Consider the following 21,694-nt stretch of genomic DNA (forward strand, 5'->3'; position numbering starts at 1 on the left):
CCTTCCGAGGGTGCGCGGCCACGGCCTTCTCGTTTCCGAAGCCGTTCGCCCGCACTCCGGTCCGACACCTCGACCGGCTCGACACCCCGACCGTCCCGGACAGCGCCCATCCGCGCCCTTCGCCCGCGCGGACCGTATGCTGACGAACTGTTAGGACTATTGACAGACCAGTGGTCTAGTCCAAACATAAGCATGTCGATCCGACCGGGATGCACTGTGGGGGTGTGACCACCGGCGGCTGAGGCATCGCCCTGCCCTGCTCCGCTCCACCCCCGCCCCGTACGGCACGCGCGCTCGCATCCGCGGCCCGCGTCCGCGCGAGTCGGTGGGCCTCCGCACCCCCGCACTCCCGATATCCGACCCCCCGGCCCGGGACCGCGCGGCCGACCCCACATGGCCGCCTCGCCCGGACCGACAGCACGCCCCCAACGTCCTGCCCCACCAAGTCTGTTGGAGAATCCATGCGCCTTCGCAGAGCAGTCCAGGCCGCGCTGACGGCCTGCGCCACGCTGGCCGCCTCGGCCGGTCTGGTCGCCGCCGGGACGGGCACCGCCCAGGCCGCCACGCCCATTCCCAGCCGGGTCTTCGCCCCCTACTTCGAGTCCTGGATCGGCCAGAGCCCGGCCCAGCTGTCCGCGCAGTCCGGTGCCAAGTACCTGACCATGGCGTTCCTCCAGACCGCCACCAAGGGCTCCTGCACTCCGCTGTGGAACGGCGACGCCTCGAAGCCGGTGTCCACTTCGACCTGGGGCGCCGACATCGCGACCATCCGCGCCAACGGCGGGGACGTGATCCCGTCCTTCGGCGGCTACACCGCCGACAACACCGGCACCGAGATCGCCGACAGCTGCACCGATGTCAACCAGATCGCGGCCGCTTTCGAGAACGTGATCACCACCTACGACGTCAGCCGGATCGACCTCGACATCGAGGACAACTCGCTGACCAACACCGCCGGGATCGACCGCCGCAACAAGGCGATCAAGATCGTGCAGGACTGGGCCGCCGCCAACGGCCGGAACGTCCAGTTCTCCTACACGCTGCCCACCACCACCTCCGGGCTGGCCAGCAGCGGCCTCGCCGTGCTGAAGAACGCGGTCAGCAACAACGCGCGGATCGATGTCGTCAACATGATGACCTTCGACTACTACGACAACGCCACGCACGACATGGCGGCCGACACCCAGACCTCCGCGCAGGGCCTGTACAACCAGCTGGCCAAGCTCTACCCGTCCAAGACCCCCGCCCAGCTGTGGGGTTCGATCGGGATCATCGAGATGATCGGCATCGACGACTTCGGTCCGGCCGAGACCTTCACCGTGGCGAACGCCAACACGGTGTACAACTGGGCGGTGTCCAAGGGCATCAGCACGCTGTCGTTCTGGGCGCTCCAGCGCGACAACGGCGGCTGCGTCGGCAAGGCCGGCGACGACAACTGCTCCGGGATCAACCAGAACACCTGGGACTTCAGCCACATCTTCGCGCCGTTCACCAGCGGCTCGACGGTGAGCAACGACTTCTCGATCTCGGCCAGCCCGGCCTCCGCCACGGTCACCGCCGGCGCTTCCACCTCGGCGACCATCGCGACGGGCGTGACGGCGGGTTCGGCGCAGAGCGTCAACCTGACGGTCAGCGGCGCCCCGGCCGGCGTCACCGCCACCGTCACCCCCGGCAGCGTCACCGCCGGCAACAGCGCCACGCTGAACATCGCCACCACGGCGGCCGCGGCCGCGGGCACCTACCCGCTGACCGTCACCGCCACCGGTGCCTCCGGCAGCCACACCGCGACCTACTCGCTGACCGTCACCGGGGCCGGCCCGACGACCGGCCTGGTCAACGGTGACCTGGAGACCGGCAGCCTGAGCCCGTGGACCTGCCAGAGCGGCGGCGCCGTGGTCTCCACCCCGGTCCACTCCGGCAGCTACGCGCTCCAGGCCGCGGCCACCGCGAGCCAGACCGGTGACTGCTCCCAGACCGTCACGCTGAAGCCCAACACCAGCTACACCCTGAGCGGTTGGGTGCAGGGCAACTACGCCTACGCCGGTGTCAGCGGCGGCGCCACCGCGAGCGTCTGGACCAGCTCCTCCGGCTGGACCAAGCTGTCCGTCCCCTTCACCACCGGCGCCAACGGCACCGTCACCGTGTACCTGCACGGCTGGTACGGCCAGGGCAACGTGTACGGGGATGACTTCTCCATCGCCTGAGTCCGCTTCGGGTGACGAATGACGGATGACAGCTGACAGATTTCAACATCTGTCAGCTGTCATCCGTTTTCTGTTCGCTGTCAGCCGTGCGCTGTCATCCGTTCGCTGTCAGCCGCACTCCGTCACCTGTCCGCCGGCGCCGGTCAGATCCCCGCCGCCCGCATGCGCTCGGGTCGGCACAGTGCCAGGTACGCGACCGTCGCCAGCACCCCGCAGACCAGGACCACCACCGCCAGCAGCACCGCCGACGGCTGCCCGCCGAGGCTGCTCAGCGGCGCGACCACGGCGCCGACCAGGAAGTTGCCCGTCCCGAGCAGCGCCGACGCCGTACCCGCCACCTTCGGCTCGACCATGCCGAGCGCCTGGGCGGCAGTGTTCGGCAGGAGCACCCCGAGACTGCCCATCATCACGAACAGCGGCGGGCAGAACCCGGCCAGCCCGAAGTCCCAGACCGTCGTCAGCAGCACGAGCGCCGCCCCGGCGGCCACGGCCACCGCCAGGCTGCCCAGCATCAGCGCCCGCGGCGTGAAGCGCGGTGCCAGCAGCCGCCCGTTCACCTGGGTCATCACCACGATCGAGAACGAGTTCAGTCCGAACAGCAGACTGTAGGTCTGCGGCGTGACCTGGTACACGTGCTGGAGCACCGTCGACGACCCACTGATGTAGCCGAACAGCGCGCCGAAGGCGAGGGAGCTGGTCAGCGCCAGCCCCAGGAACGGCAGGTCGCGCAGCAGCCTCCCCATCGTCCGCAGGGCCTCGCCCACTCCGCCGCGGTCCCGGGCCTCCGTCGGCAGCGTCTCGCGCAGCACGCCGAACGCGACCAGGGTGAGCAGCAGTCCGAGCGCCGTGAGCACGCCGAAGGTGCCGCGCCACGAGGTGAACCGCATCAGCTGCGCGCCGATGATCGGCGCGAGGATCGGTGCCAGCCCGGATATCAGGGCGATCGAGGCGAGGAAGCGCAGCAGCGCGACCCCCTGGAAGCGGTCCCGGGAGACGGCTCGTCCGATCACCAGTCCGGCGGACCCGGCCGCGCCCTGGACGAAGCGGGCGGCGATCAGCACCGTCAGGTTCGGCGCGAACACGCAGACCAGGCTGGACAGGGTGTAGAGGACGAGCCCCACGAGCAGCGGCGGACGGCGCCCGAAGCGGTCGCTGAGCGGTCCGAACAGCAGCTGACCGGCAGCCACCCCGAACATCGAGAAGGTCAGGGTGAGCTGGACGGCGGCCGGCTTGGCGACCAGATCGTCGGCGATCGCGGGCAGGCCCGGGAGGTAGAGGTCGGTGGTGAGGGGGCCGAGCGCGGTGAGACCGCCGAGGGCGACGATCACCGCCAGGCCGGGGCCGGCCTTCCCGACGACGGGCGTGGCGGCTGGCGAACTGCCGGGTGCGGCGGCGGGCGTGGTGCCGGGCGCGCCGGCGGGTGTGGGGACGGGCGTGACGGCGGGCGTCGCGGTGGCGGGTGCGGTCGCAGCGGTCGACGTGTCGTCGGTGGGGCCGACGGTCGGGCCGGGCATGGCTCTCCTTACGGGCGGGGTGACGTGGGGTTCGTTCGCGCTCCGTCCTATCGCAGCCGGGCCTGGTTCCGACAGCGGGGGTACGTCCCGACCGACAGCGGGGGTACGTTCCGACCGACCGCGGGCGCTCTGGAGGCGCTCGTCCGCCGGCGCGCTCCGGCGCGCACACGACGACGGCCCGCCCGCACCTTCCGGTGCCCGGCGGGCCGTCCGGCTCCTGCCCAGAAGCCGTTCAGTAGTGCTCGGCGGTGCTCAGTGACGCTCAGGAACAGTCAGGAGTCGCCAGGGGTGGCGGCCGGTCGGGCTGACGCCCGGTCGGCGGGTCCGAGGGCGCCCGCCCACCCGGCTCAGTGCTTGGCGACGCGCTCGGTGCGGAGCGCCGCCTGCAGCGCCGCTCCGTCCTGCCACGCGAAGAGCTGGTTGCCGGTCAGCGCCACGTTGTAGTGCCCGCAGGTGCCGGTGGCCTTGCTCGCGACGCCCTCGGGGAACCAGCCGGCCTTGAGTGACTCCGGCACCGGGTGCGCGCCCTTGCCCGGCAGCCCGGCGGTGCAGCCGACGGGCAGCCGGCCCTCGGGGAGGGTGGCGCGCAGCAGGCGGTCGTCTCCCCTGGTGGACATCAGGTACTGCACCCCGGAGGCGTTGTCGGGGAGCCAGGCCGGCATCGAGCGGCGCTCGGCCTTGGCCTGGCTGCCGCTCTGGTAGGAGGCCTGCTCCTGGTGGTGCCCGTCGTACCAGTCGGACACCCGCGGGCCGATTGCCACGGTGGCCACGGCGACGGCCATGCCGGTGCCCGCGACTCCCAGCGCGACCTTGCTCACGATGCCCTTCATGTCCGACTGCCCTCTCCGTGTGTGACCGATGCGGCCGCTGTCCCTGTGCCCGCGCGACACGTCCTGCACCGTGCCGTCGCCGACCCGGTCGGCGCGGTCCGCCGCCCGGTACAACCATCGTGGCCCGTACGGACCCGTCGGATCGTCACCACCAGGTCGCGATCCTGTCTCCAACCCACGGGGTAGCCTCTCCACCTTCAGACGTACGTCTCTCGGCGGAGACCCTGAGGGGCGCGGCCCGCGCGGGCCCGGGTCGTGCCGTTCCGGTGCTCAGGTTGGCGTGCCCGGCTCCGGCACGGCCCCGGCCCCGATCGAGCCTCGCTCAAGCCCGGCGCCGCCGCAGCCCGGCGTGCTGCACCCGGAGCATCCGCCCTCCCCCGTCCTGCCCCGCCCAGCCCGGCCCGGCCCGGCTCGGCCCCGCCCGGAACGCCCCCGTTCGAAGTGTCACCGGCTCGGGGCGCCGATGGTTTCGGGCCGCCGGCGCCTCAGGCCTCCGCCGGCACCGGCCGGGCGAGCGGGAACGGGCGGCCGTCGAGGGTCCAGTGCGGGTCGATCGGGCGCAGCAGCGAGGCGTACACCTGGGCGGCGACGTCGGGGTGGCGGATCTCGCCGGTGGGCGGGCCGGCCGGGATGCCGTGTCCGGCGCAGGCGACCCAGGCCGTGCGCTCCTCGACCGTACGGCCGCCGTGGCCGCCGGCCGCGACGTGCCCGTGGTCGGTGACGACGATGACCGTCCACTGCTCCTCGGCGTGGGTCGCCCGGCCGCGGACGGCGTCCAGGAGGCGGCCGAGGCGCTCGTCGGCGGTGCGCATGGACGCGCGGTACTCCTCGCCGCACCCCAGGAAGTGGGCGGTCTCGTCGACGGCGCCGAGGTAGACGAAGGAGGCCTCGGGGTCGGCGGTGCCGAGAACGTGGACGGCCTCCCGGGTGACCTCCTCGTCCACCGCCTCCCAGGCCTCGGGGGTGTCCTCGGCGGGGGCTATGTAGGAGAGCCGGCCGGGGGCGCGGAACAGCGGGCCGCCGGACTCGTTGATCACCAGCGGGTCCCAGCCCGCCGCGACGAAGGTGCGGCGGCGGTCGCCCCGGGCGAGCCGGGTGGCGAAGTCGGGGAACACGTCGAGCCGGTTGCCGCCCAGGTGGTTGCCCCAGACCCCGTGCTTGGCGGGCTCCACCCCGGTCACGATGGTGGCCCAGCACGGACCGGACATGGTGGGGGTGGTGTCCGCGACGGTGACCGGCACCAGGAACCCGGCCTCGGCGACCTCCCGCAGGCGGGGCATCGGCACCTGCGCCAGGTAGTCGTGGCGGACGCCGTCGATCCCGACGACGAGCACGCGGGGTCGGGGCCACTGGGCAGCGGACATGGTGGGGGTTCCTTTCGGTGGTGCGCTTCCGGCCGCGCCCGCCGAGGGCGCCGCCGACCGCGCCATGCTTCACCGCCCGCCGTACCGGCCGGCGTCCCGCCGTCGAACACCAGGTGTCCGAGGGGTGTCGGAAGGACGCCGACCGGTTGTCGGCCGGCGCCCTTCAGCGGCCGACGAGGCAGCGGACGAAACGGCGGTCGGCCCCGCCGAGTTCGGCGGCCGGTCCGGCGGCGCGCAGCACCACGTCCAGGACCCGGTCCGGGTCGGCGGCGTAGCACTGCGCGAACCACGGAAGGTTGGCCTCGACCACGGCCCAGTGCTCGGCCGGGTCGTACGGGTCGGCGAGCGGGCCGACGTCCAGCGCGACGGCGCTGGGCAGGGTGTCGCCGACGGCGTCGAGCAGGCGGCGGGCGAAGGCGACAGCGCCGTCGGTCGGCGGCGCCGGGTCGAGCCGCCCGAACCTGGCGTAGCGGCTGCCGGTGAGCACCTCTCCGTCGCGGACGAACAGCCGGTACTCGGCGGCGAACGTGACCGGTTCGCTGACCAGGACGGGCGTGTCCGGGCCGATCCGCTCGCCGGTGCGGGGCAGCCGGGAGCCGTCCGGGTAGACGGCGGGCGGGACCGACTTGTCGGCGGGCGGCTTGACGAACGCCGGGTGGCGCAGCGTCCAGGCCTCGGCGAGGGTGGTGAGTTCGATCCGGCGGCGGGTGAACTCCTCGGGGAGGCGGGCGAGCCAGTCGTCCTCGGGTTCGAGCAGGGCGAGGCCGAGCGGCGCGGCGATCCGGGCGCCGGCGAGTGGCCCGCCGTACCAGTGGACGGGCCGCCCGGCGAGCCGCTCGACCGTCGCCGGTCCGTCCAGGACGGCGGTGGTCAGGCCGCGCCTGCCGGCGGCCTCGGCGAGCAGGGTGGTGGTGCCGGTCTGCTGGGCGGAGGTGAGCAGGACCCGCTCGCCGGCGCCCCCGGGCGCCGTCACGGCTGGGGCCGGAACTCGTGGACGACCTCGATCGGGCCGACGATGTGCCGGTTGAACTCGGCCAACTCCTCGGCCGGCACCCAGAGTTCGAGGATGGTCCGGCCGCCGGCCCGCTGTACCGGGTAGCGGGCGAGGAAGGCGGTGTCCACCTTGAAGCGGGTGACGTAGCCGACGCCGGAGGCGGGCACGTTCCAGTCCCGGGCTATCCGGATCGCGTAGTCCTCGTTGAGGACGGGGTAGAAGATCGGCTGCTCGGGCAGGCGGGGCGGCCAGGCGCGCCAGTCGGCGGCCTCGACCAGGGCCAGTTCCTCGGGGCCGGTGGGGCGCCAGAGGGTGGTGGTCGGGGGTGCCTGCCGGGAGGTCGCGCTGTTCATGGCAAGGAACGGTAGCCGGGCCGGGGCGGGCCCGGCCACCGGTTTCCCACTGGTCGGCGGTGCGGACGGGCCGTCAGCGGTACGCGGACTCGCCGGTGATGGCCTCGCCGAGGACCAGGGTGTGGATCTCGCTGGTGCCCTCGTAGGTGAGCACCGACTCCAGGTTGTTGGCGTGCCGCAGCACCGGGTACTCGGTGGTGATGCCGTTGGCGCCCAGGACGGTCCGGGCGCTGCGGGCGATCTCCAGCGCGGTGCGGACGTTGTTGAGCTTGCCGAAGCTGATGTGCGGCGGACGGGCCGCACCCTGCTCCTTGAGCCGGCCGATCCGCAGGGCCACCAAGTAGGCCTTCTCCACCTCCAGCATCATCTCGACCAGCTTCTGCTGGGTCAGCTGGAAGCCCGCGATCGGGCGGTCGAACTGGATCCGGCTCTTGGCGTAGTCCAGAGCGGCGGTGTAGCAGTCGCGGGCCGCGCCGACGGTGCCCCAGAGGATGCCGTAGCGGGCCTCGTTGAGGGAGGAGAGCGGTCCGCGCAGGCCGACGACCCCGGGCAGCACCGCGTCCGCGGGCAGCACCACCTCGTCGAAGGCCAGCTCGCTGGTGACCGAGGCGCGCAGCGAGAGCTTGCCGTGCACGTCGGTGGCGGTCAGGCCGCGGGTGCCGCGCTCGATCAGGAAGCCGCGCACGCCCTCCTCGGTCTGCGCCCAGACCACGGCGACGTCGGCGATGCTGCCGTTGGTGATCCACATCTTGCTGCCGGACAGCACCCAGTCGCCGTTCTCGCCGCCCTTGCGGACCGCCCGGGTGCGCATGTTGGCCGGGTCCGAGCCGAAGTCCGGCTCGGTGAGTCCGAAGCAGCCGATCAGTTCGCCGGCGGCCATGCCGGGCAGCCAGCGCCGCTTCTGCTCCTCGGAGCCGAAGGCGTGGATCGAGCGCATGGCGAGCGAGCCCTGGACGGAGACGAAGCTGCGCAGCCCGGAGTCGGCTGCCTCCAGTTCCATGCAGGCCACCCCGTACGCCACCGCGTCGGCGCCCGCGCAGCCGTAGCCGTCGAGGTGCATGCCGAGCACGCCGAGGGCGCCGAGTTCGGGGGCGAGTTCGCGGGCCGGGAACACGCCGCGCTCGAACCAGTCGGCGAGGTGCGGCCGGACGCGTTCGTCGGTGAACCGGCGGACGGTGTCGCGGATCAGCCGTTCCTCGTCGGAGAGGAGGTCTCCGACGGCGAGCAGGTCGGAGGGGTCGATCCGGGGCGGCTTCGTCATTGAAGCTCCTTGTACTCTCGGCGGGATACCGGGGAGTATTCCGCACCCGCCCGGACGCCGGGCGGGTGCGAGCACGTGAGGATGGCGACACGTTCGGCGGTGCGCGCGTGGTCGTCGGGACAGCCAGACGGGAGCAGGGCATGGCGCGTTGGGCGCTGGTCGTCGAGGAGACGGTGGGCGTGGGCCAGGACCGGACCTGGGGCAACAAGGTGCTCGCCGAGGTGGAGGGCACCCGCGAGGAGGCCGTCGAGGAGCTGAAGCGGCTCGTCCCCTCCTACACCCCGCACCACCCGTTCACCAGTCGGCGGCGGACGCTGCTCCGGGACGGGGACACCTACCTGCTGATCTCGCAGGGGAGCATGCGCGACTACCACTGCGTGTTCAAGGTGTGGGAGCTGCTGTGGGACAGCAAGCGGCCAGAGGTCCAGGAGGAGCGCCTGGCCGAAGGGGGCGGAGAGGGCGTGTGACGGCGGACGGGTGACGGACGCCAGGCAACAGATGACAGATGACAGATAACAGATTTCAAATTCTGTCAGCCGTCATCTGTCATTCGTCAGGCCACCCCGCAGAGCCGCAGCAGCGCCGTCGTCGCCGCACCCCCGACGACCACCGCCGGGAACGGCGCCCGGCGCAGCACGAGCGCGCCCGCGACCAGGACGCCCGCCGGACGGGCCCACCCCGCGAAGCCGTGCCCCTGGGTCAGCGCACCGGTCGCGACCAGGGCCACCAGCAGCACCGTGGCCACGACGGCCAGCAGGTGCCGCAGCCGGTCCGAGAGGACGAGCCGGCCGCCGAGGAGCGGCCCGGCGATCCGGAAGGCGTACGTCCCGGCCGCGAGCAGCAGGACGGCGTAGAGCGGCATCATCGGACCGCCCCTTTCTCCGCGTTCTCCGCGTTCTCCGCGTTCGCACCACTCCGCCCGCCTGCCGCCTTCCGCGCCGCTTCGCCCGGCTCCGGCCGCCCCGCGAACAGCGGACCGACGAGCGCGAACAACACCGGCAGCCCGGCCGGAACGTAGGGCGTGACCACGACCGCGACCACCGCGCCGACCACCGCCGCCGTACGGGTGCGGCGGTCCGACAACGAGGGCAGCACGAGCGCGAGCAGCACGGCGGGGAAGGCCGCGTCCAGGCCGAACGCGTCGGTGTCGCCGATCAGTGCGCCCGCGACCGCGCCGAGCAGCACCGAGACGTTCCACACGACGTACAACGCGATCCCGCAGAGCCAGTACGCCGCCCTGCGCCGCCGTGGCTCATCGTGCCGCAGCGCGAAGGCGGCGGTCTCGTCCGTGAGCAGCTGCGCGCCGAGCAGACGCCGCCACAGCGGGCCGTCGAACACGTCGGCCACGGTGAAGCCGAAGGGCAGCAGGCGGGCGTTGAGCACCAGTCCGGTGGCGACCGCGGCGAGGGCGCCACCGCCGGAGAGCACCACGCCGACCGCCGCGAACTGGGAGCCGCCCGCGAACACGAGGACGGAGAGCGCGATCGGCACCCAGAGGGGAAGCCCGCCGGAGACGCCGATCGCACCGAAGGAGGCGCCGACGAGGGCGTCGGCCAGACAGACCAGAGCGATGTCACGGAGAGTGGCACGCCCCAGTGTTCGAAATAGCGAACGCATGTTCATCAGAGTGAACCCAACGCGCCCGTTCGTCAAGCCGAACGCATGGACCGATCAGGCGAACGAGCGGTCGTCGCGGCCGATCGTGGCAGCATGAACGGCACCGCCCGCACCGGGCGCACGGGAAGGGGCCAGGAGGAAGCGTGAGTGGCGAGCATGAGTGACCGGACCACCCCGACCGCGAGCCCGGGCGGCAGCGGCAACTCCAGCGGCAGCGGCAGCAGCAGCGGTGGCGGCGGTGGCGGTGGCGGTGGCGGTGGCGAGCTGATCGGCCAGATCGCCGCCTCGATCCGGCGCGAACGCGAGCGCGGCGGACTGTCGATGGCCGAGCTGGCCCGGCGCGCGGGCATCGCCAAGTCCACGCTGTCCCAGCTGGAGTCGGGTGCGGGCAACCCCAGCGTGGAGACGCTCTGGGCACTCGGGGTCGCGCTGAACGTGCCGTTCAGCCGCCTGGTCGACCCGCCCCGCCCTACGGTCAAGGTGATCCGGGCCGGCGAGGGTCCGGTGACCCACTCCGAGCACGCGGACTACGCCGCCACCGTGCTCTCCTCCTGCCCGCCCAACGCCCGACGCGACATCTACCGGATCGAGGCGCAGCCGGGCGAGACCAGGGCCTCCGATCCGCACATGCCCGGCACCGTCGAGCACCTGATGATCGGCGCCGGGCGGGCCCTGGTCGGGCCCGCCGAGGCGCCGGTCGAGCTGGGCCCGGGTGACTACGCGAGCTACCCGGGCGACGCCCCGCACGTGTTCCGGGCCCTGGCGCCGGACACCCTCGCGGTGATCGTGATGGAACACATCTGACGATCAGCGAGATCGCTCGAACCCCGCACCCGTTACTTCAACAGGCCGTCCAGGAAAGGGTTTCCGAACACCCGGTGCGGGTCGTGCCGGTCCAGCACGGCGACCGCCTCGTCCCAGCCCGGTCCGCCGCCGGCCCGCAGGCTGTCGGGAATGACCCGGCCGAGCAGGTCGGGATCCGACCACGCGGCGTCGTCGGTGTAGGCCCAGCCCTTGGACCACTCGACCCGCAGGCCCGCCCGGGTGCCGTCGAAGGTCCGCAGCAGCCACTGCTCCAGCTCCCGGGCGAAGCGCTCCAGTCCGGGGGTGCCGGGGAGGGCGAGGACGTCCAGCCAGACCGCCGTGTCCCATTCCGGGCGGTCGGCGCGCGGGCGCAGCGCGGACAGCAGCGGGGGCCGGGCGCCGGGGACTCCGGAGGAGGCCGGGTCGTCCAGACCGGTGACCCGGATCTCCACCGCGCCGTTCACCGGGAACTCACCCCTGGCCTGGTAGGCGGCGAGCAATCCGCGGTAGTGGGAGGCGAATTCACTCACCACCCACTGGAGGTCGGCGCGCCTGGTGAGGATCGCGTAGCCGTTGGCGGTCACCCGCAGGGTGGTCGGGCGCACGTACTGGAGCATGGTGCGCGAGGGGCCCCAGAGGTCGGAGCGCAGTCCGCCCGCGAGCAGGTGGGTGAGCACCTCTCCGCTGAGCAGCCCGCGCAGCAGCCCGCCGGAGAGCAGCACGTCCGTGAGGTCACCGGTGAGTGCCACCTTCGCGACCAGGTACTGGAGTTGGCCGAACAGCGGGGCCGATCCCCAGGTGCCGGAGACGATCTCGCCGACGAGTCGGGCGACCGGTTCCGGGATGCTGTCCGAGAAGGGGTAGTTGTAGGGGTGGTCGACGGCCAGCGAGGCGAGCGGTTTGTTCGGGGTGACGCTCCAGGTCTTGAGCCAGGGGTACTCGGTGTAGGCGAACCAGATCGCCTCGACCCGGCCGTCGCGCTCCACGAAGTCGGCCAGGGTCCGCGGCCCGCCGCCGCCTCCCCCACCGAGGACGCCGCCCAGCACCCCTCCGAGCACTCCGCCGAGTCCTCCGCCGAGTCCTCCGCTGCCCGAGCCGGAGCCCGTACCGCTGCCGCCCGGGCGGGCGAAGAGCTCGCTCGCCGGGATGTCGAGCCGGCTGACGCAGCGCAGTGGCCGGTCGGCGCCGGCGCGTAGCACCACCTCGGTGAGGAAGGCACGGCCCAGGTGCACCAGGAAGGCGGCGCTGTCGGCCTCGGAGCGGTCGAAGTCGCGCAGCGCGTAACGGCCGGTGGCCGGGTCCAGGACGACGGCGGTGAGCCGGACGACCTGGTTGCTGACCGAGCCGTAGCCGTGCCCCTCCGGCCGCACCTCCCCCGCGGCCGGGACGGCGGTGCCGTGGCCGCCGATGGCGAGCACGCCGCCGACGGTGAGCTCGCCGGGGGCCGGGCAGGCGGTCAGGCCCAGGCCGCGGCCGGCCAGGTGCGCGAGCAGGGACTCCATGGTGGCGCCGGTCTGCGCCCGGACGGTGGTGGGCGAGTCGGCGCTGATCGCGGTGAGGTACCGGCTGGTGTCCACGAGCAGCACCCGGGCGCCCTCCCGGGTCCCGGCGGCGACGGTGAGCGGTGCCCAGGTGTGCCGGTAGCCGGAGGCGCGCAGCCGCCAGCCGTTGGCGTGCGCCCAGTCGGCGAGCGCCGGGACTTCTTCGGGTGTGCGGGGCGCGCAGGTCCACAGCTGGTCGGTGCGGATCTCGCCGGACCAGTTCTGGAAGACCCGCTGGTACAGCTCGGTGCCCGCGGGCAGTGCGGGCGGTACGGGGGTGACGGCCTGGGCGCTGTCCGGGCCGATGGTGCCGCGCAGCAGCCAGGCCGCACCGCCCAGTGCCGCCGACGCGCCGAGCAGTTGTCGGCGGGTGAGGCCGCTCGCCGGGGTGGCCGCGCCGCTCGCCGGGGTGGCGCGACCGGTCGATGTCGCGCCGCTCCCCGGGCTGCTCCTCTCGTCCACCGCGCCGGCGACCGTTTCGCCCTTCCGGCCGTGTTCCGTGCTCATCCGTCCGTCCGCCCCTCTGTCCTCGTCCCTCCCCGGGCCGAGCTGCGACGATCCGGGTCCGGCCGGTGTCGACCCGGCCCACTGGGAGCGTATGAAGGTCCATATGACAGTCCGACGTATCTGCTCGGGATCTCACCCCTTCGAGTGAGATCGACTCGATCGGCCGACGGAGTCCCCGACCGCCTGCCTCGGTTCGTCCGCCTCGGTTCGTCCACCTCGGCCCGGCCGGCAGCACCGCCCCCGTTCGGAACGGAATCCTCCGATCCTTGCCCATCCGGTTCGCGGACTCATAGGTTGATCACGCAAACCCCACCCCACCCCACACCGCCCGCCGGAGGCCCTGCCGTACCCTCGCCCTCGCTCGCGGCCTCGTGCCCGCCGCTGACCGTCGCCGTCGCCCAGCCCGTGCGCGCCGCCGCCGGCCGTCCCGACACGGTCTCCGAGAACGTCGCCCGGCACGCCGCCGCGATCCGGGAGGCGGGCACCCGGCTGGTGGTGTTCCCCGAGCTGTCGCTGACCGGTTACGACCTCGCCGCACCGGCAATCGACCCCTCGGACGCCCGGCTCGCACCGCTGCCGGCGGCCTGCGCGGCGACCGGAGCCGTCGCCCTGGTCGGGGCGCCGGTGGCCGAGGCCGAGGCCGACGGACGCGAGCCCATCGCCACGCTGGCGGTCACCGGAGCGGGCGCCGAGGTCGTCCACCGGAAGACGCGCCTGCACGGCGCCGAGGTCGAGCGCTTCGCCCCCGGCGAGAAGCCCGTCGTCCTGGAGCTGGACGGCCTGCGGCTGGGCCTCGCCGTCTGCGCGGACGCCGCCGACCCGGCGCACGCCGAGGAGACCTCCGCGCTCGGCATCGACGCCTACGTCGCCTCCGCCCTCTACGGGCCCGGCGCCGCCCAGGCCGAACGCCGGGACGGCCACTTCCGCGACCGGGCCGCCGCCCACGGGGTCTGGTGCGTGCTCGCGACCTGCGCGGGCGCCACCGGCGAGTACCCGGACAGCTCGGGCGGCTCCGGCGTCTGGGCCCCGGGCAGCGGGCTCGTCGTCCAGGCCGGTACCGCCCCCGGCGAGCTGGTCCGCGCCGAGCTGCCCCGGCGGTAGGCGCCGGGACGGCTCCGGCGGCAGGCACCGGGACACCCCAGCGGCGGACGACGGATGGCGGATGGCGGATGCCCGCCGACGGGCCCGGCCCGGATCCGCCTTCCCCGGCGGAAATACCCGGGCCCCGCGCGCGGCTGTGGTGATCGGAGATCCGTTCCGGGCCGGTCAGGTCCGCACAGGAGGTGCAGCGCGTGATGGGTGGCGAGCAGGAGAAGCCGCAGGAGTACCGGATCGAGCACGACTCGATGGGCGAGGTCCGGGTGCCGGCCGACGCGAAGTGGCAGGCGCAGACGCAGCGGGCGGTGGAGAACTTCCCGGTGTCCGGCCAACGGCTGGAGCGCGCGCACATCGCCGCGCTGGCCCGGATCAAGGCCGCCGCGGCCCGGGTGAACGCCCGGCTCGGGGTGCTGGACGGGGAGACGGCGGAGGCGATCGAGGCGGCAGCCGAGGAGGTCGCGCAGGGCCACTGGGACGACCAGTTCCCGGTGGACGTGTTCCAGACCGGCTCGGGCACCTCGTCCAACATGAACACCAACGAGGTGATCGCCACCCTGGCCGGCGAGCGGCTGGGCCGTCCGGTCCACCCGAACGACCACGTCAACGCCAGTCAGTCGTCCAACGACGTGTTCCCGTCCTCGATCCACATCGCCGCGACCGCCGCCGTCACCCACGACCTGGTCCCGGCGCTGGAGCACCTCGCCGAGGCGCTGGAGCGCAAGGAAACCGAGTTCGCCCAGGTGGTCAAGTCGGGCCGCACGCACCTGATGGACGCCACGCCCGTCACCCTCGGCCAGGAGTTCGGCGGCTACGCGGCGCAGGTGCGGCACGGGCGGGAGCGACTGCTGGCCACCCTCCCCCGAGTGGCCGAACTCCCGCTCGGCGGAACGGCGGTGGGCACCGGCATCAACACCCCGCCCGGCTTCCCGGCGGCCGTCATCGCGGAGGTCGCCAAGGCCACCGACCTGCCGCTGACCGAGGCCCGGAACCACTTCGAGGCACAGGGCGCGCGGGACGCCCTGGTCGAGTTGAGCGGCCAACTGCGCACGGTGGCGGTCGGGTTCACGAAGATCGCGAACGACCTTCGGTGGATGGGCTCCGGTCCGCGCACCGGACTCGGCGAGATCAACCTGCCGGACCTCCAGCCCGGTTCGTCGATCATGCCGGGCAAGGTCAACCCGGTGCTGCCCGAGGTGGTGCTCATGGTCGCGGCCCAGGTGGTGGGCAACGACGCGACGGTCACGCTGGCCGGCGCGAGCGGCAACTTCGAGCTGAACGTGATGCTGCCGGTGATCGCCCGCAACGTCCTGGAATCGGTGCGGCTGCTCGCCAACAGTGCCCGGCTGCTGGCCGACCGGACGGTGGACGGCGTCACCGCCAACGTCGAACGGGCCCGGGAGTACGCGGAGTCCTCACCCTCGGTGGTGACCCCGCTGAACCGCTACATCGGGTACGAGGAGGCGGCGAAGGTCGCCAAGCAGGCGCTGGCCGAGCGCAAGACGATCCGCCAGGTGGTGCTGGAGCGCGGCTATGTCGAGCAGGGCAGGCTCACCGAGGAGCAGTTGGACGAGGCCCTGGACGTGCTGCGGATGACGCACCCGTAGCGTGGGCGGCGCCCCGCCCACGCTCGACGCCCCGCCCACGGTGGACGCTCTGCCCACGGTGGACGCTCTGCCGAAGGGCCCGGCGCCTTGCCGAAGGACGGGGCCGCGCACAGGCGGGCGTGCGCAGGCGAGCGTGCGCCGGGGCGCGGTGGGCGGTCGAGCCCTCCGCGCCCCGGCCACGGGCTGCGGGGAAGATCAGCCCTTGGCTCGGCCGGCCCGGCCGCGCCGCATCGACGCCCCGTTCGACGTCATGGTCGCCATCGAGATGGCCGCGAGGCCGAGCAGGAACATCACGGCGCCCACGATGACGCAGGTGACGATGTTCTTGCCGTGCGCGACGGACCCGGAGACGACCCACGGCGAGATGATCGTCCAGACACCGAGCACCGCGGCCGCCCAGGCCCGTGCGTGGGTGCGCTCGTAGGCCGATCCGTAGCCGGCCATCAGGGCCGTGTAGGCCAGACCCACGATCAGGCAGGTCACGGTCAGAGTGGTGTACGCGGTGAAGCCGACGATCCATGGCGATGCCGCCAGGAAGAGGCCGGCCAGGACGGCCAGGGCTTCGATGCCCTGGGCGCGGGGGGTCGAAGTGGCCCGCTCGTAGCGTTCGCGCAGTTCGACGATGTCCGGATGGTGCTCCATGCCCGTGACCGGGATATGGGTTGCCACCGATACCACCTCCTGTGGTCGGAACCGGTAAGGCGCTTGCCCCGTACCCATTCTGGCCCTTATCCATTGATTTGCACCCGATGGAACGGAATGACCGATAACCATCGGATCACGCCGGTGACCTGCGTCTCAACCGGCCGGGTCGGCATTGCCTATGCAACTCGTTGCATAGCAGGATGCGAGCCATGGCACTGGAGCACGCGATCCTCGTCTCGCTGCTGGAGCAGCCCGGTTCCGGCTACGAGCTGGCCCGGCGCTTCGACCGCTCGATCGGGCGTTTCTGGACCGCCACCCATCAGCAGATCTACCGGGTGCTGCGGCGGATGGAGGCGGACGGCTGGGTGTCCGCGCGGGAGGTCCCCCAGGAGGGGCGGCCGGACAAGAAGGTCTACTCGGCGGCCGAGGCCGGACGGGCCGCGCTGGCCGGCTGGCTGCGCGAACCGGTCGAACCGGAGACCGTCCGGCACGAGCTCGCGGTCAAGATCCGGGCCGCCGCCTTCGACGACCCGGCGGCGCTGGTCGCCGAGGTCGAACGGCACCGCGAGAGCCACGCCGCCCTGCTCGCCCGCTACCTGCACGGCGAGCAGCGGGACTTCCCCGACCCCGCCGCGCTCGACGCCCGGCAGGAGCTGCAGCACGTGGTGCTTCGCGGCGGGATCGAGTACGAGCGGATGACCCTCGCCTGGCTCGACGACGTACTCGCCACCCTGCGCCGCCTCGCCGGGGACCGGGCCGCGGGCGGCGAGCCCGTCGGACAGCCGGCAACCGATGGCTGACAACTTTCAGATGACAGACGACAGATGACGAATGACAGATAACAGATTCTGAAATCTGAAACCTGTTACCTGCCGTACCGCCCGCCCCGCCCCGCCCCGCCCCCAAACCCTCGACCCCCGGGAGCCCCTCGATGCTCTTCAACCCGCGCAGCTACGACCCCGTCCGGTTCGACGAGCCGACCCGCCGACTGCTGCGCGCGACGGTGGACTGGTTCGAGTCCCGCGGCAAGAAGGCACTGATCGACACCTACGTCGACCGCAGCTGGTACGCCGACTTCCTCGACTTCGCCGCCGGGGAGGGCCTGTTCGCGGAGTTCCTGACCCCCACCGCGGCCGACCCCGACAAGCGCTGGGACACCGCGCGGATCGCCGAGCTGAACGAGATCCTCGGCTTCTACGGCCTCGGCTACTGGTACACCTGGCAGGTCACCATCCTGGGCCTCGGCCCGGTCTGGCAGAGCGAGAACGAGGCCGTCCGCGCCCGCGCCGCCAAGCTCCTCGCCGAGGGCCACGTGATGGCCTTCGGCCTCTCCGAGCGCACCCACGGCGCCGACATCTACTCCACCGACATGGTCCTCACCCCTGACGGCCAGGGCGGATTCACCGCGACCGGTTCCAAGTACTACATCGGCAACGGCAACGTGGCCGGCCTGGTCTCGGTGTTCGGCCGCCGTTCGGACGTCGAGGGTCCGGAGGGCTACGTCTTCTTCGCCGTCGACAGCCGCCACGAGGCGTACCACCTGGTCAAGAACGTGGTGAACGCCCAGATGTACGTCAGCGAGTTCCGCCTGAAGGACTACCCGGTGCGCGCGGAGGACGTGCTGCACACCGGGCAGGCCGCCTTCGACGCCGCGCTCAACACCGTCAACGTCGGAAAGTTCAACCTCTGCACCGCCTCGATCGGCATCTGCGAGCACGCGATGTACGAGGCCGTCACGCACGCCCACAACCGGGTGCTGTACGGCAAGCGGGTCACCGACTTCCCGCACGTCAAGCGGGAGTTGACCGACGCGTACGTCCGCCTGGTGGCGATGAAGCTGTTCTCCGCTCGCGCCGTGGACTACTTCCGCACCGCCTCCCCGGAGGACCGCCGCTACCTGCTGTTCAACCCGATGACCAAGATGAAGGTCACCACCGAGGGCGAGAAGGTCATCGACCTGATGTGGGACGTCATCGCGGCCAAGGGCTTCGAGGCGGACACCTACTTCGACAAGGCCGCGAAGGACATCCGCGGCCTGCCGAAGCTGGAGGGCACCGTCCACGTCAACCTGGCGCTGATCCTCAAGTTCATGGGCAACTACCTGTTCGCCCCGGCCGACTACGCGCCGGTGCCGACCCGCCTGGACGCCGCCGACGACGCCTTCCTGTTCCGGCAGGGCCCGGCCCGTGGCCTCGGCGCGATCCGCTTCCACGACTGGCGCGCCGCCTACGACCGCAACGCCGGGCTGCCCAACGTCGCCCGCTTCCGCGAACAGGCCGACGGCTTCTGCGAGTTGCTGATCGAGAACGCGCCGAGCAAGGAGCAGCAGGCGGACCTGGACTTCCTGCTGGAGATCGGCCAGCTGTTCGCGCTGATCGTCTACGGCCAGCTGGTGCTGGAGCAGGCCGAGCTGACCGGCCTGGACACGGAGGTCGTGGACCGGATCTTCGACGCGCTGGTCCGCGACTTCTCCGCGCACGCCACCGAGATGCACGGCAAGGCCTCCGCCACCGAGGAGCAGGCCGCCTGGGCGGTGGCGAACGTGCGCCGTCCGGTCGCCGACGCGGCGCGGGACGCGCGGGTGTGGGCGCGGGTCGAGGCGCTCTGCGGCGCGTACGAGATGCGGCCGTAGCACGCGGCGACGCGGCCCCCCGGGGGGTGCCGGCCGGCGGGCCGGCACCCCGGTTCACCTCTCCGGAGAGGTCCGGCCGTCGCCGAGGCCCATGTCACGGGCCCGGGCGACGGCCTCGGCGCGCGTGGCCACGTGGAGCTTCTCGAAGATGTGGGTGATGTGGTTGCGGACGGTCTTCTCCGCGACCACCAGTTCCCGGGCGATCCGCCGGTTGTCCAGCCCGCGCGCGACCAGGTCCAGCACTTCGGCCTCGCGGGCCGTGAGCTCGGGGAAGAGCTGCCCCGCCTCGCGCATCCTCGCCCCGGCCAGCAGGGCGGTGATCCGCCCGGCCACCTCGCCGCCGAACACCGCGCCGCCGGCCGCGACCGTCCGCACCGCGTGCAGCACCTCCTCCCGCCCGGCGCCCTTGACCAGGTAGCCGCGCGCGCCCGCCTGGAGGGCGGCGAGCAGGTTCCCGTCGTCGTCCGACATGGTCAGCATCAGTACCGGCGGCGGCGCCTCCTGGGTGGCCAGGTGCCGGACGGCGTCCAGTCCGGAGCCGTCGGGCAGCGAGAGGTCCATGATCACCACGGTCGGGCGGGACCGGGCGACCGCCTCCGGGACCTCGCCGACCCGCTCGGCCTCGGCGACCACCGCGATGCCTTCCGCGCTCTCCAGCGCCGCCTTGAGCCCCTCCCGGAAGAGGGGGTGATCGTCGACGATCAGCACACGGACGGGCCTGTCCCCGCTGGGATCCGGGGGATCCACCGGCTCTTCTTCATCCACGCGGGCGACACTATCAGCGTCGATCGCGTGACTTTCCGTGACATGCGCGTGAACCCCTCCGCGTGTCGGCCCCCCGTGCGCCAGGATCCGGGACCGGCGGATCGGGCACCCGGGACACCGGACCGTCCGCGCTCGGGACTCCCGGGACCGGCACCCCGCCGACCGAACCCGTCCCGAGGGATGGCGCCATGACCACGGCGATCCCTCCCCCGCACCGCACGCGGGCCGAGCGGCAGCCGACCTGCGTGGCGGCGGGCGCGGCGGTGCGCTTGGCCGTCGGGACCGTCTGGACCTGTTACGCGCTCGTCCACCTCGGCGGACCGGGCGCGTCCCACCCGCGCGACGAGCTCGTCGGCCTCGTCGACCTGGTCGATCACCTTGTTCTCAGCTCTGCGGATCGGCCTGCCCCGAGCGCGTGGGCCTGCCGTCCCGGTCTGGTCCCGGGACGGTGCCGGGGGCGCCGACGCGACCCAGGACGGCGGTGGCCGGGCCGCGGCGGCCGGTTCTCAGGCCGTACCGCTCGCCCGCCCGGACGTAGACCAAGTCGCCGGGGCGAAGCGGTACTTCGCCGAGGTCTCCGAGGAAGACGGCGGGCCCGTCGAGGAGCAGCAGGAAGGCGTCGGCCGCCCGGTCCGTGTACGGGCCGCACGTGGCGCCGGGGTCGAGGCGGACGGTGCCCACGTCCACCTGCCGCCAGTTCCGGGCGGGTGTCGAGTCCGATCGCTGGGCGGGAATGGCGACCCGGGGGGCCGTGGAGGTGGGACGGACGGTGAGCACGGTGGTGGGGGTGCCACGGACGGCGGCGAGTCGGCAGGAGGTGCCGGGGCGGTGGTGCAGGGCCTCGCCCGGGGAGAGGACTCGGCCGGCCGCGAACAGCCGGCCGGAGAGCACCACGGTCACCGACTCCACCGATTCGTAGGGGAGTTGGTCGATCCTGACGCCCGGGGGCAGCGCCTCGACGGTGAGTGCGGCGCGGACGGCGGGCCGCTGCTCGGGGTCGATCAGCCGTTGGAAGGCGGGTGCGGTGCGGGGGATGGCGGCGGGGACGAGTATCACGACGGGGCTCCTCGGTCAGGTCCGGTCAGGGCCGGTCAGGGCCGGTCAGGGCCGGTCAGGGCCGGTCGCGGCGGGCGGCGCGGCGGGCGGCCAGGGCCGCGCGGGTGCCGGCGCAGTGCCGGGGGACGGCGAGGGTCAGACAGAGCAGTTCCACGCCGAGCGGCCCGGCTTCGAGGTGCAGCGCGCGGCCGCGGCGGGCCAGCAGCAGGTCTCCTTCCGAGGCCAAGTGGTCCGGTTCGTCGGAGAGTTGGCCGATGATGGCGGCGCCGCGCAGCACGTGCAGGGCGGTTTCGGTGTCGGGTCGGCCCGGGAGGGTGTGGTGGGCTCCCGGGCTCAGCCGCAGGTGGTCGAAGGCCTCGCAGGCGCTGGCGAGCATCGCTCGCCGGGCCAGGGAACGGATGCGGACGCGTTCGCCGTTCGGGCCGATGACGACCATGGCGGCGCCGGTGTCGGTGGTGACGATCACCTCGGGTCGCCTCCTTCGCGGGAGAGCGGGACGGCGAGCACGGCGTGGAAGTACTCCAGTCCGGCCGTCCCGGCGGTCAGGACGGTCCGGGTGCCGAGCGGCAGCACGACGGCGGTGCCCTCGACGAGCGGCAGGCCGGCGTCGGCGCGCTCGGAGCGGTCCGGATCGTCGGGACCGTCCGTCCCGTCCGGACGTACGGCGCCCTCGGGCGGTTCGGCGAGCCCGGAGCCGGTGGTGACGTACAGGGCGTGCTCGACTCCGTCGGCGGCCACCTCGACCTGGCGGCCCGGGTCGAGTCGTTGCAGGCCGACCCCGCGCAGCGGTCCGGCGAGCAGGCGGCCGGGGTCGACGGCGCCGCGGCGGCGCAGGTCGGTGATGACGGTTCCCGACATGACGGGCGCTCCTTCCGGTCGCGGGCGGGCTCTGCGGTCCGCCTCCG

At 73.0% G+C, this 21,694-nt stretch carries 21 protein-coding genes; 7 read left to right on the top strand and 14 right to left on the bottom strand.

The genetic code is table 11. The features are described 5' to 3' along the window. Positions 1 to 461: 461 nt before the first annotated feature. The gene (locus ACFRMQ_RS01220) at positions 462 to 2,204 is read left to right on the top strand and encodes a glycosyl hydrolase family 18 protein (protein WP_380725560.1); all 1,743 of its coding nucleotides are present in this window, start codon (positions 462 to 464) and stop codon (positions 2,202 to 2,204) included. Positions 2,205 to 2,347: 143 nt separating this feature from the next. On the opposite strand, the gene ACFRMQ_RS01225 is transcribed toward ACFRMQ_RS01220, so the two are convergent. From ACFRMQ_RS01225 to ACFRMQ_RS01250, 6 genes are all read right to left on the bottom strand, one after another. Further along, positions 2,348 to 3,718, bottom strand: coding sequence for a multidrug effflux MFS transporter (locus ACFRMQ_RS01225; RefSeq protein ID WP_380725562.1), 1,371 nt, complete (start codon positions 3,716 to 3,718; stop codon positions 2,348 to 2,350). A gap of 347 nt (positions 3,719 to 4,065) precedes the next feature. Further along, positions 4,066 to 4,548, bottom strand: coding sequence for a hypothetical protein (locus ACFRMQ_RS01230; RefSeq protein WP_380725564.1), 483 nt, complete (start codon positions 4,546 to 4,548; stop codon positions 4,066 to 4,068). Positions 4,549 to 5,033: 485 nt separating this feature from the next. Further along, positions 5,034 to 5,912 (bottom strand): alkaline phosphatase family protein, encoded by an 879-nt coding sequence (locus tag ACFRMQ_RS01235; protein ID WP_380725566.1) that lies wholly within the window; start codon positions 5,910 to 5,912, stop codon positions 5,034 to 5,036. A 163-nt stretch (positions 5,913 to 6,075) separates the two neighbouring features. Further along, positions 6,076 to 6,885, bottom strand: coding sequence for an ATP-grasp domain-containing protein (locus tag ACFRMQ_RS01240; RefSeq protein WP_380725568.1), 810 nt, complete (start codon positions 6,883 to 6,885; stop codon positions 6,076 to 6,078). Continuing rightward, on the bottom strand, positions 6,882 to 7,259 hold the full coding sequence (locus tag ACFRMQ_RS01245) for an ADP-ribosylation/crystallin J1 (RefSeq protein WP_380725570.1): 378 nt from the start codon (positions 7,257 to 7,259) through the stop codon (positions 6,882 to 6,884). Before ACFRMQ_RS01245 ends, ACFRMQ_RS01240 begins: the two co-directional genes overlap by 4 nt. 73 nt (positions 7,260 to 7,332) lie before the next feature. Beyond that, positions 7,333 to 8,520, bottom strand: a complete 1,188-nt coding sequence (locus ACFRMQ_RS01250; protein ID WP_380725572.1) for an acyl-CoA dehydrogenase family protein — start codon at positions 8,518 to 8,520, stop codon at positions 7,333 to 7,335. 140 nt (positions 8,521 to 8,660) lie between these two features. Between ACFRMQ_RS01250 and ACFRMQ_RS01255 the strand changes: the two genes are divergently transcribed. Beyond that, positions 8,661 to 8,987, top strand: coding sequence for a hypothetical protein (locus ACFRMQ_RS01255; protein ID WP_380725574.1), 327 nt, complete (start codon positions 8,661 to 8,663; stop codon positions 8,985 to 8,987). An 86-nt stretch (positions 8,988 to 9,073) separates the two neighbouring features. Here the strand turns inward: ACFRMQ_RS01255 and ACFRMQ_RS01260 are convergent, their stop codons facing one another. Both ACFRMQ_RS01260 and ACFRMQ_RS01265 read right to left on the bottom strand, forming a co-directional pair. Next, the gene (locus ACFRMQ_RS01260) at positions 9,074 to 9,382 is read right to left on the bottom strand and encodes an AzlD domain-containing protein (protein ID WP_380725687.1); all 309 of its coding nucleotides are present in this window, start codon (positions 9,380 to 9,382) and stop codon (positions 9,074 to 9,076) included. Further along, positions 9,382 to 10,137: an AzlC family ABC transporter permease gene (locus tag ACFRMQ_RS01265; RefSeq protein ID WP_380725576.1), complete on the bottom strand. Its 756-nt coding sequence runs from the start codon at positions 10,135 to 10,137 to the stop codon at positions 9,382 to 9,384. Before ACFRMQ_RS01265 ends, ACFRMQ_RS01260 begins: the two co-directional genes overlap by 1 nt. 147 nt (positions 10,138 to 10,284) lie before the next feature. On the opposite strand from ACFRMQ_RS01265, the gene ACFRMQ_RS01270 reads away from it, so the two are divergent. Beyond that, entirely contained in the window at positions 10,285 to 10,941 is a 657-nt protein-coding gene (locus ACFRMQ_RS01270; RefSeq protein WP_380725578.1) for a helix-turn-helix domain-containing protein, read from the top strand. Between the two features lie 32 nt (positions 10,942 to 10,973). On the opposite strand, the gene ACFRMQ_RS01275 is transcribed toward ACFRMQ_RS01270, so the two are convergent. Continuing rightward, positions 10,974 to 12,989 carry a cholesterol oxidase substrate-binding domain-containing protein gene (locus ACFRMQ_RS01275; protein ID WP_380725580.1) on the bottom strand — a complete coding sequence of 672 codons (2,016 nt, stop codon included), beginning with the start codon at positions 12,987 to 12,989 and terminating at the stop codon, positions 10,974 to 10,976. A 294-nt stretch (positions 12,990 to 13,283) separates the two neighbouring features. Between ACFRMQ_RS01275 and ACFRMQ_RS01280 the strand changes: the two genes are divergently transcribed. Both ACFRMQ_RS01280 and ACFRMQ_RS01285 read left to right on the top strand, forming a co-directional pair. Continuing rightward, positions 13,284 to 14,090 carry a carbon-nitrogen hydrolase family protein gene (locus ACFRMQ_RS01280; RefSeq protein WP_380725582.1) on the top strand — a complete coding sequence of 269 codons (807 nt, stop codon included), beginning with the start codon at positions 13,284 to 13,286 and terminating at the stop codon, positions 14,088 to 14,090. A 194-nt stretch (positions 14,091 to 14,284) separates the two neighbouring features. Continuing rightward, complete coding sequence (locus ACFRMQ_RS01285) at positions 14,285 to 15,691, top strand: class II fumarate hydratase (protein ID WP_380725584.1); 1,407 nt, start codon at positions 14,285 to 14,287, stop codon at positions 15,689 to 15,691. A gap of 195 nt (positions 15,692 to 15,886) precedes the next feature. On the opposite strand, the gene ACFRMQ_RS01290 is transcribed toward ACFRMQ_RS01285, so the two are convergent. After that, positions 15,887 to 16,360 carry an SPW repeat protein gene (locus tag ACFRMQ_RS01290; protein ID WP_380725586.1) on the bottom strand — a complete coding sequence of 158 codons (474 nt, stop codon included), beginning with the start codon at positions 16,358 to 16,360 and terminating at the stop codon, positions 15,887 to 15,889. 185 nt (positions 16,361 to 16,545) lie between these two features. Between ACFRMQ_RS01290 and ACFRMQ_RS01295 the strand changes: the two genes are divergently transcribed. Continuing rightward, on the top strand, positions 16,546 to 17,136 hold the full coding sequence (locus ACFRMQ_RS01295) for a PadR family transcriptional regulator (protein WP_380725588.1): 591 nt from the start codon (positions 16,546 to 16,548) through the stop codon (positions 17,134 to 17,136). A gap of 131 nt (positions 17,137 to 17,267) precedes the next feature. Further along, the gene (locus ACFRMQ_RS01300; protein ID WP_380725590.1) at positions 17,268 to 18,968 is read left to right on the top strand and encodes an acyl-CoA dehydrogenase family protein; all 1,701 of its coding nucleotides are present in this window, start codon (positions 17,268 to 17,270) and stop codon (positions 18,966 to 18,968) included. Positions 18,969 to 19,022: 54 nt separating this feature from the next. On the opposite strand, the gene ACFRMQ_RS01305 is transcribed toward ACFRMQ_RS01300, so the two are convergent. From ACFRMQ_RS01305 to ACFRMQ_RS01320, 4 genes are all read right to left on the bottom strand, one after another. After that, on the bottom strand, positions 19,023 to 19,733 hold the full coding sequence (locus tag ACFRMQ_RS01305; protein WP_380725592.1) for a response regulator: 711 nt from the start codon (positions 19,731 to 19,733) through the stop codon (positions 19,023 to 19,025). Positions 19,734 to 20,117: 384 nt separating this feature from the next. Continuing rightward, positions 20,118 to 20,789 carry a cupin domain-containing protein gene (locus ACFRMQ_RS01310; RefSeq protein WP_380725594.1) on the bottom strand — a complete coding sequence of 224 codons (672 nt, stop codon included), beginning with the start codon at positions 20,787 to 20,789 and terminating at the stop codon, positions 20,118 to 20,120. Positions 20,790 to 20,844: 55 nt separating this feature from the next. Next, positions 20,845 to 21,255 (bottom strand): hypothetical protein, encoded by a 411-nt coding sequence (locus ACFRMQ_RS01315; RefSeq protein ID WP_380725596.1) that lies wholly within the window; start codon positions 21,253 to 21,255, stop codon positions 20,845 to 20,847. Then, complete coding sequence (locus ACFRMQ_RS01320) at positions 21,252 to 21,647, bottom strand: hypothetical protein (RefSeq protein WP_380725598.1); 396 nt, start codon at positions 21,645 to 21,647, stop codon at positions 21,252 to 21,254. The genes ACFRMQ_RS01315 and ACFRMQ_RS01320 overlap by 4 nt, the downstream gene beginning before the upstream one ends. Between the last annotated feature and the right edge of the window lie 47 nt (positions 21,648 to 21,694).

The organism is Kitasatospora sp. NPDC056783, assembly GCF_042789895.1.
In the GTDB taxonomy this organism is placed as follows: Bacteria; Actinomycetota; Actinomycetes; order Streptomycetales; family Streptomycetaceae; genus Kitasatospora.

Coding starts and splice junctions, on each gene's coding strand:
- ACFRMQ_RS01220 (WP_380725560.1), top strand. CDS start 462: ATGCGCCTTCGCAGAGCAGTCCAGGCCGCGCTGACGGCCTGCGCCACG.
- ACFRMQ_RS01225 (WP_380725562.1), bottom strand. CDS start 3,718: ATGCCCGGCCCGACCGTCGGCCCCACCGACGACACGTCGACCGCTGCG.
- ACFRMQ_RS01230 (WP_380725564.1), bottom strand. CDS start 4,548: ATGAAGGGCATCGTGAGCAAGGTCGCGCTGGGAGTCGCGGGCACCGGC.
- ACFRMQ_RS01235 (WP_380725566.1), bottom strand. CDS start 5,912: ATGTCCGCTGCCCAGTGGCCCCGACCCCGCGTGCTCGTCGTCGGGATC.
- ACFRMQ_RS01245 (WP_380725570.1), bottom strand. CDS start 7,259: ATGAACAGCGCGACCTCCCGGCAGGCACCCCCGACCACCACCCTCTGG.
- ACFRMQ_RS01250 (WP_380725572.1), bottom strand. CDS start 8,520: ATGACGAAGCCGCCCCGGATCGACCCCTCCGACCTGCTCGCCGTCGGA.
- ACFRMQ_RS01255 (WP_380725574.1), top strand. CDS start 8,661: ATGGCGCGTTGGGCGCTGGTCGTCGAGGAGACGGTGGGCGTGGGCCAG.
- ACFRMQ_RS01260 (WP_380725687.1), bottom strand. CDS start 9,382: ATGCCGCTCTACGCCGTCCTGCTGCTCGCGGCCGGGACGTACGCCTTC.
- ACFRMQ_RS01265 (WP_380725576.1), bottom strand. CDS start 10,137: ATGCGTTCGCTATTTCGAACACTGGGGCGTGCCACTCTCCGTGACATC.
- ACFRMQ_RS01275 (WP_380725580.1), bottom strand. CDS start 12,989: ATGAGCACGGAACACGGCCGGAAGGGCGAAACGGTCGCCGGCGCGGTG.
- ACFRMQ_RS01285 (WP_380725584.1), top strand. CDS start 14,285: ATGGGTGGCGAGCAGGAGAAGCCGCAGGAGTACCGGATCGAGCACGAC.
- ACFRMQ_RS01295 (WP_380725588.1), top strand. CDS start 16,546: ATGGCACTGGAGCACGCGATCCTCGTCTCGCTGCTGGAGCAGCCCGGT.
- ACFRMQ_RS01300 (WP_380725590.1), top strand. CDS start 17,268: ATGCTCTTCAACCCGCGCAGCTACGACCCCGTCCGGTTCGACGAGCCG.
- ACFRMQ_RS01320 (WP_380725598.1), bottom strand. CDS start 21,647: ATGTCGGGAACCGTCATCACCGACCTGCGCCGCCGCGGCGCCGTCGAC.